Annotated in this window: 16 protein-coding genes and 1 pseudogene; 13 read left to right on the forward strand and 4 right to left on the reverse strand. The window is 47.0% G+C overall.

The window, feature by feature from the left end; translation table 11 throughout:
• Nucleotides 1-13: 13 nt before the first annotated feature.
• Nucleotides 14-229, forward strand: a complete 216-nt coding sequence (locus tag ACWJJ4_RS04630) for an MbtH family protein (protein ID WP_039254037.1) — start codon at nucleotides 14-16, stop codon at nucleotides 227-229.
• Nucleotides 230-273: 44 nt separating this feature from the next.
• Here ACWJJ4_RS04630 and ACWJJ4_RS04635 read toward each other — a convergent pair whose 3' ends face one another.
• The 3 genes from ACWJJ4_RS04635 to ACWJJ4_RS04645 all read right to left on the reverse strand — a co-directional run bounded on the left by ACWJJ4_RS04635 (nucleotide 274) and on the right by ACWJJ4_RS04645 (nucleotide 3,531).
• Nucleotides 274-951: a DUF2278 family protein gene (locus tag ACWJJ4_RS04635; RefSeq protein WP_454021472.1), complete on the reverse strand. Its 678-nt coding sequence runs from the start codon at nucleotides 949-951 to the stop codon at nucleotides 274-276.
• Between the two features lie 116 nt (nucleotides 952-1,067).
• Complete coding sequence (gene ald, locus ACWJJ4_RS04640) at nucleotides 1,068-2,198, reverse strand: alanine dehydrogenase (protein ID WP_070082293.1); 1,131 nt, start codon at nucleotides 2,196-2,198, stop codon at nucleotides 1,068-1,070.
• 103 nt (nucleotides 2,199-2,301) lie between these two features.
• On the reverse strand, nucleotides 2,302-3,531 hold the full coding sequence (locus ACWJJ4_RS04645) for a PucR family transcriptional regulator (RefSeq protein ID WP_070082292.1): 1,230 nt from the start codon (nucleotides 3,529-3,531) through the stop codon (nucleotides 2,302-2,304).
• Nucleotides 3,532-3,613: 82 nt separating this feature from the next.
• On the opposite strand from ACWJJ4_RS04645, the pseudogene essA reads away from it, so the two are divergent.
• The 11 genes and pseudogenes from essA to ACWJJ4_RS04700 all read left to right on the forward strand — a co-directional run.
• Nucleotides 3,614-3,757, forward strand: a pseudogene (gene essA, locus ACWJJ4_RS04650) (type VII secretion protein EssA); the annotation flags it as partial.
• Between the two features lie 60 nt (nucleotides 3,758-3,817).
• Entirely contained in the window at nucleotides 3,818-4,549 is a 732-nt protein-coding gene (locus ACWJJ4_RS04655) for a (S)-benzoin forming benzil reductase (protein ID WP_007408685.1), read from the forward strand.
• A 164-nt stretch (nucleotides 4,550-4,713) separates the two neighbouring features.
• Nucleotides 4,714-5,244 (forward strand): HD domain-containing protein, encoded by a 531-nt coding sequence (locus ACWJJ4_RS04660; RefSeq protein ID WP_003152022.1) that lies wholly within the window; start codon nucleotides 4,714-4,716, stop codon nucleotides 5,242-5,244.
• Nucleotides 5,245-5,381: 137 nt separating this feature from the next.
• The gene (locus tag ACWJJ4_RS04665) at nucleotides 5,382-5,618 is read left to right on the forward strand and encodes a DUF2642 domain-containing protein (RefSeq protein WP_003152023.1); all 237 of its coding nucleotides are present in this window, start codon (nucleotides 5,382-5,384) and stop codon (nucleotides 5,616-5,618) included.
• A gap of 135 nt (nucleotides 5,619-5,753) precedes the next feature.
• Nucleotides 5,754-6,860, forward strand: coding sequence for an AI-2E family transporter (locus tag ACWJJ4_RS04670; protein WP_014305723.1), 1,107 nt, complete (start codon nucleotides 5,754-5,756; stop codon nucleotides 6,858-6,860).
• A 61-nt stretch (nucleotides 6,861-6,921) separates the two neighbouring features.
• Nucleotides 6,922-7,143 (forward strand): spore germination protein, encoded by a 222-nt coding sequence (locus ACWJJ4_RS04675; RefSeq protein ID WP_003152026.1) that lies wholly within the window; start codon nucleotides 6,922-6,924, stop codon nucleotides 7,141-7,143.
• Nucleotides 7,144-7,215: 72 nt separating this feature from the next.
• On the forward strand, nucleotides 7,216-7,464 hold the full coding sequence (locus ACWJJ4_RS04680) for a YueH family protein (RefSeq protein WP_003152028.1): 249 nt from the start codon (nucleotides 7,216-7,218) through the stop codon (nucleotides 7,462-7,464).
• Nucleotides 7,465-7,529: 65 nt separating this feature from the next.
• On the forward strand, nucleotides 7,530-7,928 hold the full coding sequence (locus ACWJJ4_RS04685) for a YueI family protein (RefSeq protein WP_003152031.1): 399 nt from the start codon (nucleotides 7,530-7,532) through the stop codon (nucleotides 7,926-7,928).
• 96 nt (nucleotides 7,929-8,024) lie between these two features.
• On the forward strand, nucleotides 8,025-8,576 hold the full coding sequence (locus ACWJJ4_RS04690) for a cysteine hydrolase family protein (protein WP_025853916.1): 552 nt from the start codon (nucleotides 8,025-8,027) through the stop codon (nucleotides 8,574-8,576).
• A gap of 17 nt (nucleotides 8,577-8,593) precedes the next feature.
• Nucleotides 8,594-10,060: a nicotinate phosphoribosyltransferase gene (locus ACWJJ4_RS04695; protein WP_014305722.1), complete on the forward strand. Its 1,467-nt coding sequence runs from the start codon at nucleotides 8,594-8,596 to the stop codon at nucleotides 10,058-10,060.
• Between the two features lie 129 nt (nucleotides 10,061-10,189).
• Nucleotides 10,190-11,410 (forward strand): EAL and HDOD domain-containing protein, encoded by a 1,221-nt coding sequence (locus ACWJJ4_RS04700; RefSeq protein WP_070082287.1) that lies wholly within the window; start codon nucleotides 10,190-10,192, stop codon nucleotides 11,408-11,410.
• A gap of 6 nt (nucleotides 11,411-11,416) precedes the next feature.
• On the opposite strand, the gene ACWJJ4_RS04705 is transcribed toward ACWJJ4_RS04700, so the two are convergent.
• Nucleotides 11,417-11,758 (reverse strand): hypothetical protein, encoded by a 342-nt coding sequence (locus ACWJJ4_RS04705; RefSeq protein ID WP_014305721.1) that lies wholly within the window; start codon nucleotides 11,756-11,758, stop codon nucleotides 11,417-11,419.
• A 464-nt stretch (nucleotides 11,759-12,222) separates the two neighbouring features.
• Between ACWJJ4_RS04705 and degQ the strand changes: the two genes are divergently transcribed.
• Entirely contained in the window at nucleotides 12,223-12,363 is a 141-nt protein-coding gene (gene degQ / locus ACWJJ4_RS04710) for a degradation enzyme regulation protein DegQ (protein WP_003152043.1), read from the forward strand.
• Nucleotides 12,364-12,391: the final 28 nt, after the last annotated feature.

A 12,391-nucleotide genomic window follows, 5' to 3' on the forward strand; every position in this document is an offset into this window, starting at 1 on the left:
GGAAAGAGATGATATGACAAATCCATTTGAACGGGAAGACGGTTCATACCATGTGCTCGTCAATGCTGAAGGCCAGTACTCACTGTGGCCGGCCTATCTGGATGTGCCGGACGGCTGGGAAACCCGCCTGACGAATGAAACCCGCCCCGTTTGTCTCGAATATATTGAAACAAACTGGCGTGATATGAGGCCGGAAAGCCTGAAACAGACCGAAGCCGCTAAAATGTAATAAGAAAAGCCTGCCGTTATCTCGGCAGGCTTTTTATGCGGACATCAGCCGTTAAGCTGTGTATGATCACAAAATGTATAAGGGTGGCCTTCTTCATCCGTGCACCATGACTGAGACAGAAAAGCCAAAAAGACCGCGGCCCACTGGTCTGCAAACTGGATTAAAACACCGCCGTCGTGCCACGTTCCGTTATCCTTCTTCCAGCGTGTATCAATTGGGTTTCCCTGATTCATATGAATATTATGCATGCCGTTTGTCGGCTTGAAACCGAAAATCTTATCAGCGCCCGGCTCCGGCCCGAATTTAGAGCCGTAAATATAGACGGTGGCTTTTTCTGATTTGGCTTTTTGCATGTACGTCTCAATAAAGTCATTTAAGTCATTATCCGGACCGGTGACTTCATGCGGGAGGGGCACCATGTTCCGGGGATCAAACAATCCGCCGCGGACATAATCCAGCGCCAGCTCACGGCTGGTTTCATCAATTGGGGTATATCCATACGGAATGTTCGGCAGCAGGGTGATCGCGCTTGCGTCAAAATGATCGCGTGCCGCATACAGAACCTCTGATTCTTTTGAACTTGACATGACATTGATCGCGCAGCGATAGCGCGTATCAGGCTCGCCTAGCACCTCGACTTGAAAATGCGGAGAATCATCATCTGTTTCCCTTCTCATATCTAACACAGTGCCTTTTAATACACCATAGTGCTGAACAGCCATATGAATCCTCCTTTTTCTTCCGGGATATGAATTGATATTCGAGACAGGGGGCCGTTTTTCCTTTTATGAGAAAGGAAAAAGACAGCCCGCTGATCAGGCTGTCCTCTTCATATCTATTAAGCTTTTGCAGCCGAACCTTGCATTGCTTTTTCAGCAGGCACGTAGTCATAGCCTAAGTCTCTGGCTACCGCTTCATACGTGACATGTCCGTTAGCCGTATTTAAGCCCGCTTTAAGCGCAGGGCTGTCTGCAATGGCTTGTGCCGCGCCTTTATTGGCGATTTGAAGCGCGTAAGGAACGGTTACATTCGTTAATGCGAGCGTAGACGTACGCGGTACGGCGCCCGGCATATTGGCGACAGCGTAGTGAACGACGCCGTGTTTTTCGTAAGTCGGATTATCGTGGGTTGTAATATGATCGACGGTTTCCACAATGCCGCCCTGATCGATGGCAACATCAACAATGACGGAACCCGGTTTCATTTGTTTAACCATTTCTTCCGTAACGAGAGTCGGCGCTTTGGCTCCCGGGATGAGCACGGCGCAGATCAGAAGATCCGCTTCCGCGACGGAATCTGCAATATTTACAGGGTTTGACATCAATGTTTTAATCTGATGCCCGAAAATATCATCAAGCTGACGCAGGCGGTCTGCGTTCAAATCGATCATTGTCACATCGGCACCGAGTCCGACAGCCATTTTCGCGGCATTTGTTCCGACGCCGCCCCCTCCGATGATCGTGACTTTTCCGCGGGATACACCCGGTACGCCGGCTAATAAAATTCCTTTTCCGCCCTTTGGTTTTTCAAGAAACTGTGCTCCGATCTGCGCGGCCATTCTGCCGGCCACTTCGGACATCGGCGTAAGCAGCGGAAGGGAACGTCCGTCCGTTACCGTTTCGTACGCGATAGCTGTCACACCTTTTTCTGTAAGCGCTTTAGCTAATTCCGGCTCTGCAGCTAAATGAAGGTAAGTGAACAAGACCAGACCTTGACGGAAATACGCATACTCTTCAGCCAGCGGTTCTTTTACCTTCATGACCATTTCCGCATCCCATACTTGCTTTCTGTCCTCCAGAATTTCCGCCCCTGCTGATACATAATCTTCATTTGTAAAGCCGCTTCCGAGTCCCGCTCCGGATTCCACAAGAACCCGATGGCCGTTTCCGATAAGCTGTGAAACGCCTCCAGGTGTTAATGCCACTCGATTTTCATTGTTTTTGATTTCTTTTGGAACCCCGATAATCATGTCTGTTTCCCCCAATGTTTGTGTGATGCTTCAAGTGTAGCGCGATTTTTGCGAAAATTCTTTGTTTGAAACAGAAAATAAAAAAACACGGATTTGTGAAATTTCACGAACCCATGCTGCGAAGTTTGATATCAAGGTAAATCGTAAACTTCTCATTCACATTTTTTAAGTCGATTTCTGCGATCTGGCTGATTCTTTTCAGCCTGTAATTCAATGTATTGACATGGATGTTAAGCGCTTTAGCGGCGGTGTTGACGTTGCTGTCGGCATCAATAAAATGTTCGAGCGTTTTTACCATATCGGCTTGGTGCTCCCTGTCATACTGCTCAAGCTTTGACAGGGAATAGTTCATATAGCCGCTGTGCTTGCGTTTTTCATCCAACACATCAAGGTACTGATAAATGCCGAGTTCAGAAAAGCTGAAAAGGTGTTTGGTTTCTCTCACAAACCGCTCTTTCGCTTTTAATACGGAAAGCGCTTCCTGATAGGATCGGTAAACGTAAGAAATCGATTCGTAAATACCGCCGAAAGCAATCGACGCATCCTCAATTTTATATCGTTCCTTCAGCTGTTTTTGAATATGAAGAGCGAAGTGCTTTAAATCTTTAAAAGGCTGATCGGTTTTCGGCGCGGCTAATAAGATTAATTCATTTGAATCAACAGTCGCCAGCATGACATGAATCTGCTGTGTCGTTTCCTGCAAATATTGCAGCTGCTGTTCCGTCTTTTCAGTCAGCTCATCATGTAAACGGATGATCATGACGCTGAACACGGACGGCAGCGCCATTCCGAGCTTATGAAACCCTTCGGCCATCTCGGCTTCCTGATAAATATGGCCGGTCAGCATTTTCCAAAAAAACTCCTGGCCCCGCTCTTCGATTTTCGTTTTGCGGATCTGCAGGTGCAAAAGCTTGTTCCGCACCGCTTTGGCGGCCAGCTGAAGTGTCTTCAGATCTTCGTCATTGAGCTTTTTTTTGATCTCAAGCGCCCAAATAAATCCGAGAACCTGGCTGTTTTTCCAGATGGAAATCGCCACGCGGTTGCTTAGGCCCACCTCGTCAATTTCTTTCACTTTGATCGGCTGGTCCGTTTTTAAAAGGGCCGGAATGGTTCCGTCTTTCCACAGTTTGTTGATGACTTTTTCCGGCACCCTCCGCCCGATAATCGTCGACGTCCGGGCCGGATCTGTACAATCGCTGTGCGTGCTGTATGCAAGCAGTTTATGATTAACGTCTTCTATTGTAATGGGGCATTGAAGAACTTCACTGATATGGTCGGCAACATCTTCAAGTCTGTCGAAACTGTACTTAAATGGATCCTTTGGATTGGTCATCTGTATCCCTACTTTTTCATAGCTTCATATCTTGATCTTACCATCTTGCTTTTCAGACTGAAAGATAATGATTTACCGGTAACACTCTATAGCAGATATGGAAACGGAAGAGAAAAAGACTTCTTATCTGCTTCCTGTTATTTATGCCGTCTTGATCCTCCTCGGGATTGCGGCGATGATCTATCTGATCCCGAAAGTCACGGCGCAGGAAAAGGCAAGGCGGTAAACGGATCGCTTGTGTTTGCGGGAAGACAGCCCGTAAAATAAGAAAAAAAGGAGGAGTTTCATGCAGTTTTTTCTTATAACAGGCGCGTCAAAAGGCTTGGGCCGGGCGCTTACGGAACAGGCGCTTCAAGAAGGAGCCGAAGTCGCCGCGCTTTCAAGAACGATAAGCGGGGAAAAGCGCGAGGGACTGACAGAATACAGTGTTGATCTAACCGATCTCGCAGATACCGGGCGGCAGATGAAGGCGATTCTTGATCAAGCAGAGGAGAAGGGGTACTCCGCCGTCACACTGATCAACAATGCCGGAATGGTGGAACCGATCAAGCGGGCGAAAGAGGCTTCCGCCGAAGAATTGAACCGCCATTACACCCTTAACCTGACGGCGCCCGTTTTGCTCAGCCAAATGTTCACAAAGCGTTTCGAAGCGTTCAGCGGCAGCAAAACAATTGTCAACATCACATCGGGCGCGGCGAAAAATCCTTATAAAGGCTGGAGCGCATATTGCAGCTCAAAAGCGGGGCTTGATATGTTTACGAGAACATTCGGGTTTGAACAGGAAGATGAAGAGCTGCCGGTCCGCATGATCTCATTCTCGCCGGGAGTGATGGATACAGACATGCAGGCTGTCATCCGTTCTTCGTCAAAAGAAGATTTCCATGACATCGAACGGTTCCGCAATCTGAAAGAAACGAAAAACCTCAGAAGTCCTGAATACATCGCCGGCGTCATTCACTCACTGATCGCGGGCGAGCCGGAAAACGGACGGATATACGATATCAAAGAATTTTTGTAGAGCAGCTTTCACGCTGCTCTTTTTTTGTTTGTACAATCACTTAGGGGTCCGGCGGCATATGATGAATGAAACAACATATAAGGGGTATAAGAAATGTATCAGATGAATTGAGTTTCTTCTCGATTTATGTTAGGATTCTAAAAATATATGAAGGAGGGGTTTCCATGAGAAATGTAACGTTAATGGATGTCTTCACCCATCCAATCGCACAAAAGTATTTACAGCGTTCCGGTGTCGCCCATGCGATCGCCTGCGCGTTTCATGCATACCGTCTTGCCGTAAAAGCAGGTGTCAGCCCGGATCTGGCGGCGAAAGCGGCATTACTGCATGACGTCGGCCATTATGAATGGTACACAGACGGCAAATGGGATTATGAAAAGTACAGAAGAAACGATATCCATGCCATTAAAGGCGCGGAACGGGCGCATAAGCTGCTCATCCGGCTCGGTGAAGAACCGAAAGCGGCGAAGGACATTGCGCTGGCGATTCTGCTTCACACCGATTCCTATCTGCCTGAAGGCGAACTGGACAAGAATACGCTCCAGCAAATCGTGAAACAAGCGGATGAACTCGATGAAGAACCCGGCGGACATCACCATTACCGCCAAATGGATCACACGGCCGCGCTCAAACAAATCCAAAAGCTTGATCAGTTAATTGACCGAGCCCAATATCCCATAAGAAGCTCAGTCTAGGCCACTCATGCGGCCTTTTCCGCTTACATAACTCCGCATGCTCACTAACACCTTTTCCGCTCCGATAGACGTACTGTGTCAAAGCCTTTGTCCGCTGCATATGCTGAAGGAAAACATAGTAAAGGGGATCAGCGAAAATGGCCCATCAAGGAAGCCCGCAAATCGTCTCGTTAGTGGATCCTTACGTTTATCAGACCATCCATAAGCTTATCGGATCAAGGTTTATCATTCAAACCGTCAGACGCATTGTCAGAGGACGGCTGATTGATGCCACTCCGGATCACATCGCCATTGAAGAGACGCATGACCGTGTATTTTATATCAGAAACCGCCATGTGGTTTCCGTCATGCCTGATTATACCGAACGCGTGTAACAGCCCGAAAAGGCGCAAACCGGAGGCGGCACTATAGAACCCCGGTGCGTCTTCTTTTTTGAGATACATAGATGCACGGCGGCTTTTTTTGGTACAATCACAGTACAAGTTCACACGACAATAGGAGGAAATCGCTTGTTGAAATCAAAGGTCCATTTTTGGACGCTGCAAATTTTGCTCGTTTTGCTCATTATTTACGTATCAACGAAAGTCTCGTTTATTTTTCAGCCGTTTTTCGGTTTTATCACCACTCTGTTTTTTCCGATTTTGATCTCGGGCATTTTGTTTTTCATTTTTAATCCGATCGTGCGCCTGCTTGAGAAAAAAATCCCCCGGACATTGGCAATCCTGCTCATTTATCTCGTTTTCATAGGCCTGATTGCCTTTATGTTCACCGCCATCGGGCCGATTGTGGCTTCTCAGGTCACGGGGCTGATTAACAATTTCCCTGATTACATTCATCAGATTCAAGTCTTGACGGCGCAATTATCCCATTCCAAATGGTTTACGTGGATGATGACGCAGGATTATGTGTCGATAGAAAAAATCCAGCAGTCTCTGACGGGGTTTTTACAAAGCCTTCCGCAAAATATTACGGCAAGCCTGTCGGCCGTGTTCGGCGTCGTTACGAATATCACGCTTGTCGTGATCACCGTTCCGTTCATTTTGTTTTATATGCTGAAGGACGGCCGGCGGTTTCCGCTCTTGGCAGTCAAAATCCTGCCTTCTTCCTATCGGGCGGAAGGTCGGAAAATATTTAACGATTTATATGTCACATTGGCCGCCTATTTCCAAGGCCAGCTGTTGATTTGTCTCTTTGTCGGAACGGCATGCTTTATCGGATATTGGATCATCGGCCTGCCGTATGCGTTAATTCTCGGGATGGTGATCGCCGTCACCAATATCATTCCGTACCTGGGGCCGTTTCTCGGGGCGGCGCCCGCGGTGATTATCGCGTTTATGGATTCGCCGGCTAAGGCGCTCTTTGCCGTTATTGTTGTCGTTGTCGTCCAGCAGCTTGACGGGAACCTGCTTTCTCCGCTTGTGATTGGGAAACGGCTGAATACCCACCCGCTCACCATTATTCTTCTGCTTATCGGAGCGGGCAGTTTCGGCGGCATTCTCGCAATGATTCTGGCCGTGCCGGTTTACGCAGTTTTAAAAGCTTTCGTCTTAAATATCGTCCGGCTTATCAAACTTCGTCAGCGGTCAAAGCTCGAAGACAGCCGCAAGCCGAAATAAAAACGGGCACAACTCCCGGTGCAGCGCATAAAATGCTGTAAAGAAAAGCGGAGGTGTGGGTATGCCTGCAATTGTGGGACCGATTTATATTATGAGTTTAGCCGGAGACGCTGCGGCGAGCTTCGGTGACGTGTTTGCCATTTCTCCCAAAGCCGTTGACCACTCAGGCGCGGGGGCAGGGGCGTTTCATTCCGGAGATTTTGTCAAAATTACTAATAAATTCAGCAAAACGCGCTTTGAAGACATCGATGTGTTTGACGAACCTGATTGGTTTAACGCGTGACAGCCTCCTTTTAGGAGGCTGTCGCTTTTTTGTAGTATAATAGAATCAGTCTTTATAAAAGGGGAATGTTTTATGAAAATCAGAAAAGCGAATATTACCGTGCAGTCCGGAATGATCGGTGATGTATATCTGCATGAAAATAAAAAAGAACAGCATACCCTTGTAGCCGTTCCGGAACTTGAGTGGAGCACGATCATTTCCTATGAGGAAGAGAAAAAGGCGCTGGCGCAGCGGCTTTTACAATCATTCAGCAAGCTGATTGAAGAAGAACCCGCCGGAGAGCTCGCCGGCAAGATCTCCCATTGGGTGGCTGAAATGTAACGAAAACGGTTTACCGCGTCCCGTCCGGGGCGATAATTGTAAAACAAGCTGGGAGGGACAGGCCGATGAGCGACAAAACGGTTGACCTTTATTTACAGCAGGGGATGTACGGCCCTCTGCAGACGAAACCGGATGAACGCCATTTATTTTTAGGCTCGCTGCGTGAAAGAGTCATCATTGCCCTGACGAAGGGACAGGTGCTGCAAAAGCAGCCGTATGAAGAAGTGAAACAGGCGCTGAAAAGCCGAAAAGACGCGGTGCTCTATATAAACGGAAGGCTCCCGTATCATGCTTATTCACCATATATGAAGCTTGCCGCACTTGCCGGTGTCCGAAGCTCCGTCATCTCGGACCTTCAATTCGAAACGCCGCTCGGCCTGGTTTTTGCCGCCGATTATGCCGTGAACCTTGACGGCATTTACGTGCAGGATGACATTTTTCAGCGCTCACTCCTGAAATCTTAAAAGGGCAAAACACCGTTTGTCATTTTACAATGCCAATTCACTTACAAGTGGAGATAGGATATAATGGTTTTCATATGAATGGCGGGGAGGCCGGCTATGAAAAAAGCATTTATATGCATTGATTATACGAATGATTTTGCAGCTGAGAACGGGGCATTAACTTGCGGAGAACCCGCGAGACAGATTGAAGATACGATTGTCAGTTTGACGCAAGCATTTATAGAAAACGGTGATTACGTTGTCTTTGCGGTAGATTCGCATGATGCAGACGATGACTTTCATCCCGAGACACACCTGTTTCCTCCGCATAATATTAACGGCACGGAGGGCAAAGAGCTGTACGGAAGGCTATCGCCTCTTTATGAGAAACATAAACACGCAAAAAACGTAAATTATATGGAAAAAACGAGATATTCTGCTTTTGCGGGAACGGATTTAGAGCTGAAACTGCGGGAACGGCAGATCACTGAGCTGCATCTTGCGGGCCTGTGCACCGACATCTGCGTTCTTCACACGGCGGTTGACGCCTACAACAAGGGCTTTCAGATCGTCATTCATCAAAACGCTGTGGCCAGCTTTAATCCGGAAGGGCATGAATGGGCCCTGTCCCATTTTAAGAACAGCATCGGAGCGCAAGTGGCAGAGTAAGGAAGGGGAAAACAATTTTGGTGGAGCATGGTTTTAAAGACGACAGTTTGTCTTTACATACAGATCTTTATCAAATTAATATGGCCGAAACGTACTGGAGAGACGGCATTCATGAGAAAAAAGCGATTTTTGAGCTTTTTTTCAGAAAGCTTCCCTTTGAAAACGGCTATGCGGTATTTGCGGGCTTAGAAAAAGCAATCGAATACTTGGAGAACTTCAAATTTACCGACAGCGATCTGAATTATTTAAAAACGGAATTGCACTATGCTGATGATTTCATTGATTATTTACGGGATCTTTCTTTTACCGGATCTCTTTACAGCATGAAAGAAGGCGAGCTCGTTTTTAACAACGAACCGATTATGCGGGTCGAAGCGCCCCTGATTGAAGCGCAGCTGATTGAGACGGCTCTGCTTAACATTGTGAATTACCAAACATTAATCGCCACGAAAGCGGCCCGCATTAAAGGCGTTGTCGGTGATGAAGACGCCCTCGAATTCGGAACGCGGCGCGCCCATGAAATGGATGCGGCCATGTGGGGAGCGAGAGCGGCTTTGATCGGCGGCTTCAGCGCGACGAGTAATGTAAGAGCCGGAAAGCGTTTTAATATACCGGTATCCGGCACGCACGCTCATGCGCTCGTACAAGCGTACCGCGATGAATATACGGCATTTAAGAAATATGCGGAGACCCACAAAGACTGTGTATTTCTCGTAGATACGTACGATACGATCCGTTCGGGCATGCCGAATGCGATTAAAGTCGCAAAGGAATTCGGCGACCGGATCAACTTCATCGGCATCCGCCTGGACAGCGGGGACTTGGCGTACCTGTCAAAAAAAGCCCGTGAAATGCTTGATGAAGCGGGTTTCACAGACGCAAAGGTCATTGCTTCAAGCGATCTTGATGAGCACACGATATTAAATCTGAAATCCCAAGGAGCGAAAATCGATACGTGGGGCATCGGCACGAAGCTGATTACCGCATACGATCAGCCGGCTCTCGGCGCGGTTTATAAGCTTGTCGCCATTGAAGAAGACGGCAAACTGACCGACACCATTAAAATTTCGTCAAACCCTGAAAAAGTGACAACGCCGGGAAGAAAGAGAGTATACCGAATTATCAACAAGCTGAATCACCACTCGGAAGGTGATTATATCGCGCTTTATGACGAGCGGGTAAATGATCAGAAACGCTTAAAAATGTTCCATCCCGTCCACACGTTCGTCAGCAAATTCGTCACTGATTTCTATGCGAAAGACTTGCATGAGCCGATCTTTGAAAACGGCGTTTTATGCTATGATAATCCCGAAATTACCGACATCCAGCAATACGTGCAGGATAACCTCAAACTTCTGTGGGAGGAATACAAACGGATCAGCAAGCCGGAAGAATATCCGGTCGATTTAAGCGAAGACTGCTGGAGCAACAAGATGCAGCGGATTCATGAAATCAAAAGCAAGCTGAAACGGGAACTTGAATAGAAAACAAAGCGGCCTTTCCTATCTCTGGAAAGGCTTTTTTGTTGTGATAATATTTTTCACATTTAGACAAATTTCGTCAAGTTATTTGATATACTTATGTTCGAAGGCCGCATCTAAGGGGGTAAATGAATGAAGGTGTTTGTTGCGAGACAGCCTATCTTCAACAGAAACGAACAGGTTGTTGCTTATGAACTTCTTTACCGGGAGAGCGAAGAGAACCGCTATTCGGCCGCGGACGGAGATAAAGCTACGACGGATCTCATTATTAACAGCTTTATCAACATCGGAATCGAAAAGCTGACTGAGGGGAAACGCTGCTTTGTGAATTTTACAGAAAGCCTGATGTTTTCAGATCTCCCTACCTCCTTTGATCCTGACCAGCTTATTATCGAAATTCTTGAGGACATACCGATCACTCCGGCACTCATCTCAAGATGCAGACAGCTGAAGAAATTAGGATATACATTAGCACTTGATGATTTTTACGCCATCAATCCGGAAAATGAAGAGTTAGTGGAACAGCTGATGAAATATATTGATATTTTAAAAATCGACTTTTTGCAATCCTCGCGTCTGGAGCGCAAAAAAATCATTCAGACGTACAGCTGTAAAAGTCTGATTTATTTAGCGGAGAAAGTGGAGACGAGAAAAGATTATAAACAGGCGGCCATAGACGGCTTTCACCTGTTTCAAGGATATTTTTTCAGTGAACCGCGTGTCATCAGCGGAAATGATCTGACGTTTCATTTTCATTCTTACTACCAGCTTTTAAGCGAATTAAACAATGACCAGCCTAATATACAGCGCGTGACGGAATACATAGAGCGGGACGTCAGCTTATCGTATCAGATTCTGCGTTTTTTAAACGGATCGCAAACAAGGCTGAAAAAAAAGATAGACAGCATCCAGCAGGCCATCATGATGCTCGGGCTGAATGAGATTAAGCGCTTGATTTACATTCTTTCATTCAGAGATTTAACGGCGAAAAGCCACTCAAGCCAAAAAGAAATCATTAAGATTTCCTTAATCAGGGCCAAACTGTGCGAACTGCTGGCGAAAAGAACCGGAAGGCCCCAGCCCTCTTCTTACATGCTGATCGGCATGTTTTCGCTCATCGATACGCTTCTCCACAGGGAGCTGGAGGATATCATCAAAGAACTGCCTTTAATCGATGAAGTCGGACAGGCGCTGCTCGGTTATGAAAACGATTATTATCAGATGCTCGCGCTCGTCAAAGCCATTGAATGCAACAACTGGGACTGTGACGAGTGGGGAAAAGAACTGAACAAAGAAGAAGCGTATGAATGTTACTTACAGGCGATCGAATGGTGCCGGCAGCTGATCGATTGAGCCGCTTTAAGCCGACCACCTGAGGGCGATGATAAACCGGCTTTGCTCTCTGATCAGACTGACACGGATGCCGTCGGGATTATACGTCACGTCAAAGTCATTTTTGATGCCGGTCTGCTTAATGAGCCGCTTGACCGCTGCGGTGTCAGATGATTGCGCTGCGGTGAGGATGCTGCGCGCAAGCTCTTTTGACGCCGACAGCCGCGCAAGGAGCAGGCGCGCATCCTCCAGCATGCCCGCAGCTTCTTTTGCGGACGCTGTCAAAATATCTGCGTGAACCGGGGCACTGGGCGCTGGATGCCGGTATGGCGCGGCGAAAACAGGGCAGCATGGATACACATAATGCATACGGCGGCCTCCTTCCTGAGAAAACATTCGTTATACATGAGTATAGGCGGCGTGATAACGAGTTATGACATGCAAAAAGACCACAATGCGGGGTTGCGGTCTTTTCGGTGTTTGTCGGTGGTTATGCGACGCTGTTCGCCCATTCTGTTTTGAAATTGCGACGGCAGGGACTATAGTCCCTGCCGGTTTGTCGGAAAACCGTTGAAAAAACAGCAGAACCGCCAGATTGGTCTGCTTTATCCTAAACGTCTGCCTTTATGGTAGTTATATAGTCCTGTTCGCTAAATGCCTTGTTCGGGACTATGGGATTACCATGGTTTGCGGTGTCACGCAGATACTTTTACACATACTTTTCGGTGAAAAATCCCGCAAAAACGTTTACACTATTAGTAACAGATCAAATACCTAGGACTCGTTCACCATACACAATTCATTGATCTTTCAAAAAAAGGAGTGTGGAAACGGTGGAAAACAAATTAGAAGAAGTAAAGCAATTATTATTCCGACTTGAAAATGATATCAGAGAAACAACCGACTCATTACGAAACATTAACAAAAGCATTGATCAGCTCGATAAATTCTCATATGCAATGAAAATTTCTTAAAAAGACTTGGAAACAAGTCTTTTTTTTG

It is taken from the genome of Bacillus sp. JK62 (assembly GCF_053663455.1).

What these genes read in the sequence shown, in the direction of transcription:
- ACWJJ4_RS04635 (WP_454021472.1), bottom strand. Translation starts at nt 951, where the DNA reads ATGGCTGTTCAGCACTATGGTGTATTAAAAGGCACTGTGTTAGATATG.
- ACWJJ4_RS04645 (WP_070082292.1), bottom strand. Translation starts at nt 3,531, where the DNA reads ATGACCAATCCAAAGGATCCATTTAAGTACAGTTTCGACAGACTTGAA.
- ACWJJ4_RS04680 (WP_003152028.1), top strand. Translation starts at nt 7,216, where the DNA reads ATGAAAATCAGAAAAGCGAATATTACCGTGCAGTCCGGAATGATCGGT.
- ACWJJ4_RS04675 (WP_003152026.1), top strand. Translation starts at nt 6,922, where the DNA reads ATGCCTGCAATTGTGGGACCGATTTATATTATGAGTTTAGCCGGAGAC.
- ACWJJ4_RS04655 (WP_007408685.1), top strand. Translation starts at nt 3,818, where the DNA reads ATGCAGTTTTTTCTTATAACAGGCGCGTCAAAAGGCTTGGGCCGGGCG.
- ACWJJ4_RS04630 (WP_039254037.1), top strand. Translation starts at nt 14, where the DNA reads ATGACAAATCCATTTGAACGGGAAGACGGTTCATACCATGTGCTCGTC.
- ACWJJ4_RS04685 (WP_003152031.1), top strand. Translation starts at nt 7,530, where the DNA reads ATGAGCGACAAAACGGTTGACCTTTATTTACAGCAGGGGATGTACGGC.
- ACWJJ4_RS04665 (WP_003152023.1), top strand. Translation starts at nt 5,382, where the DNA reads ATGGCCCATCAAGGAAGCCCGCAAATCGTCTCGTTAGTGGATCCTTAC.
- ACWJJ4_RS04700 (WP_070082287.1), top strand. Translation starts at nt 10,190, where the DNA reads ATGAAGGTGTTTGTTGCGAGACAGCCTATCTTCAACAGAAACGAACAG.
- ACWJJ4_RS04690 (WP_025853916.1), top strand. Translation starts at nt 8,025, where the DNA reads ATGAAAAAAGCATTTATATGCATTGATTATACGAATGATTTTGCAGCT.
- ACWJJ4_RS04705 (WP_014305721.1), bottom strand. Translation starts at nt 11,758, where the DNA reads ATGCATTATGTGTATCCATGCTGCCCTGTTTTCGCCGCGCCATACCGG.
- ACWJJ4_RS04660 (WP_003152022.1), top strand. Translation starts at nt 4,714, where the DNA reads ATGAGAAATGTAACGTTAATGGATGTCTTCACCCATCCAATCGCACAA.
- ald (WP_070082293.1), bottom strand. Translation starts at nt 2,198, where the DNA reads ATGATTATCGGGGTTCCAAAAGAAATCAAAAACAATGAAAATCGAGTG.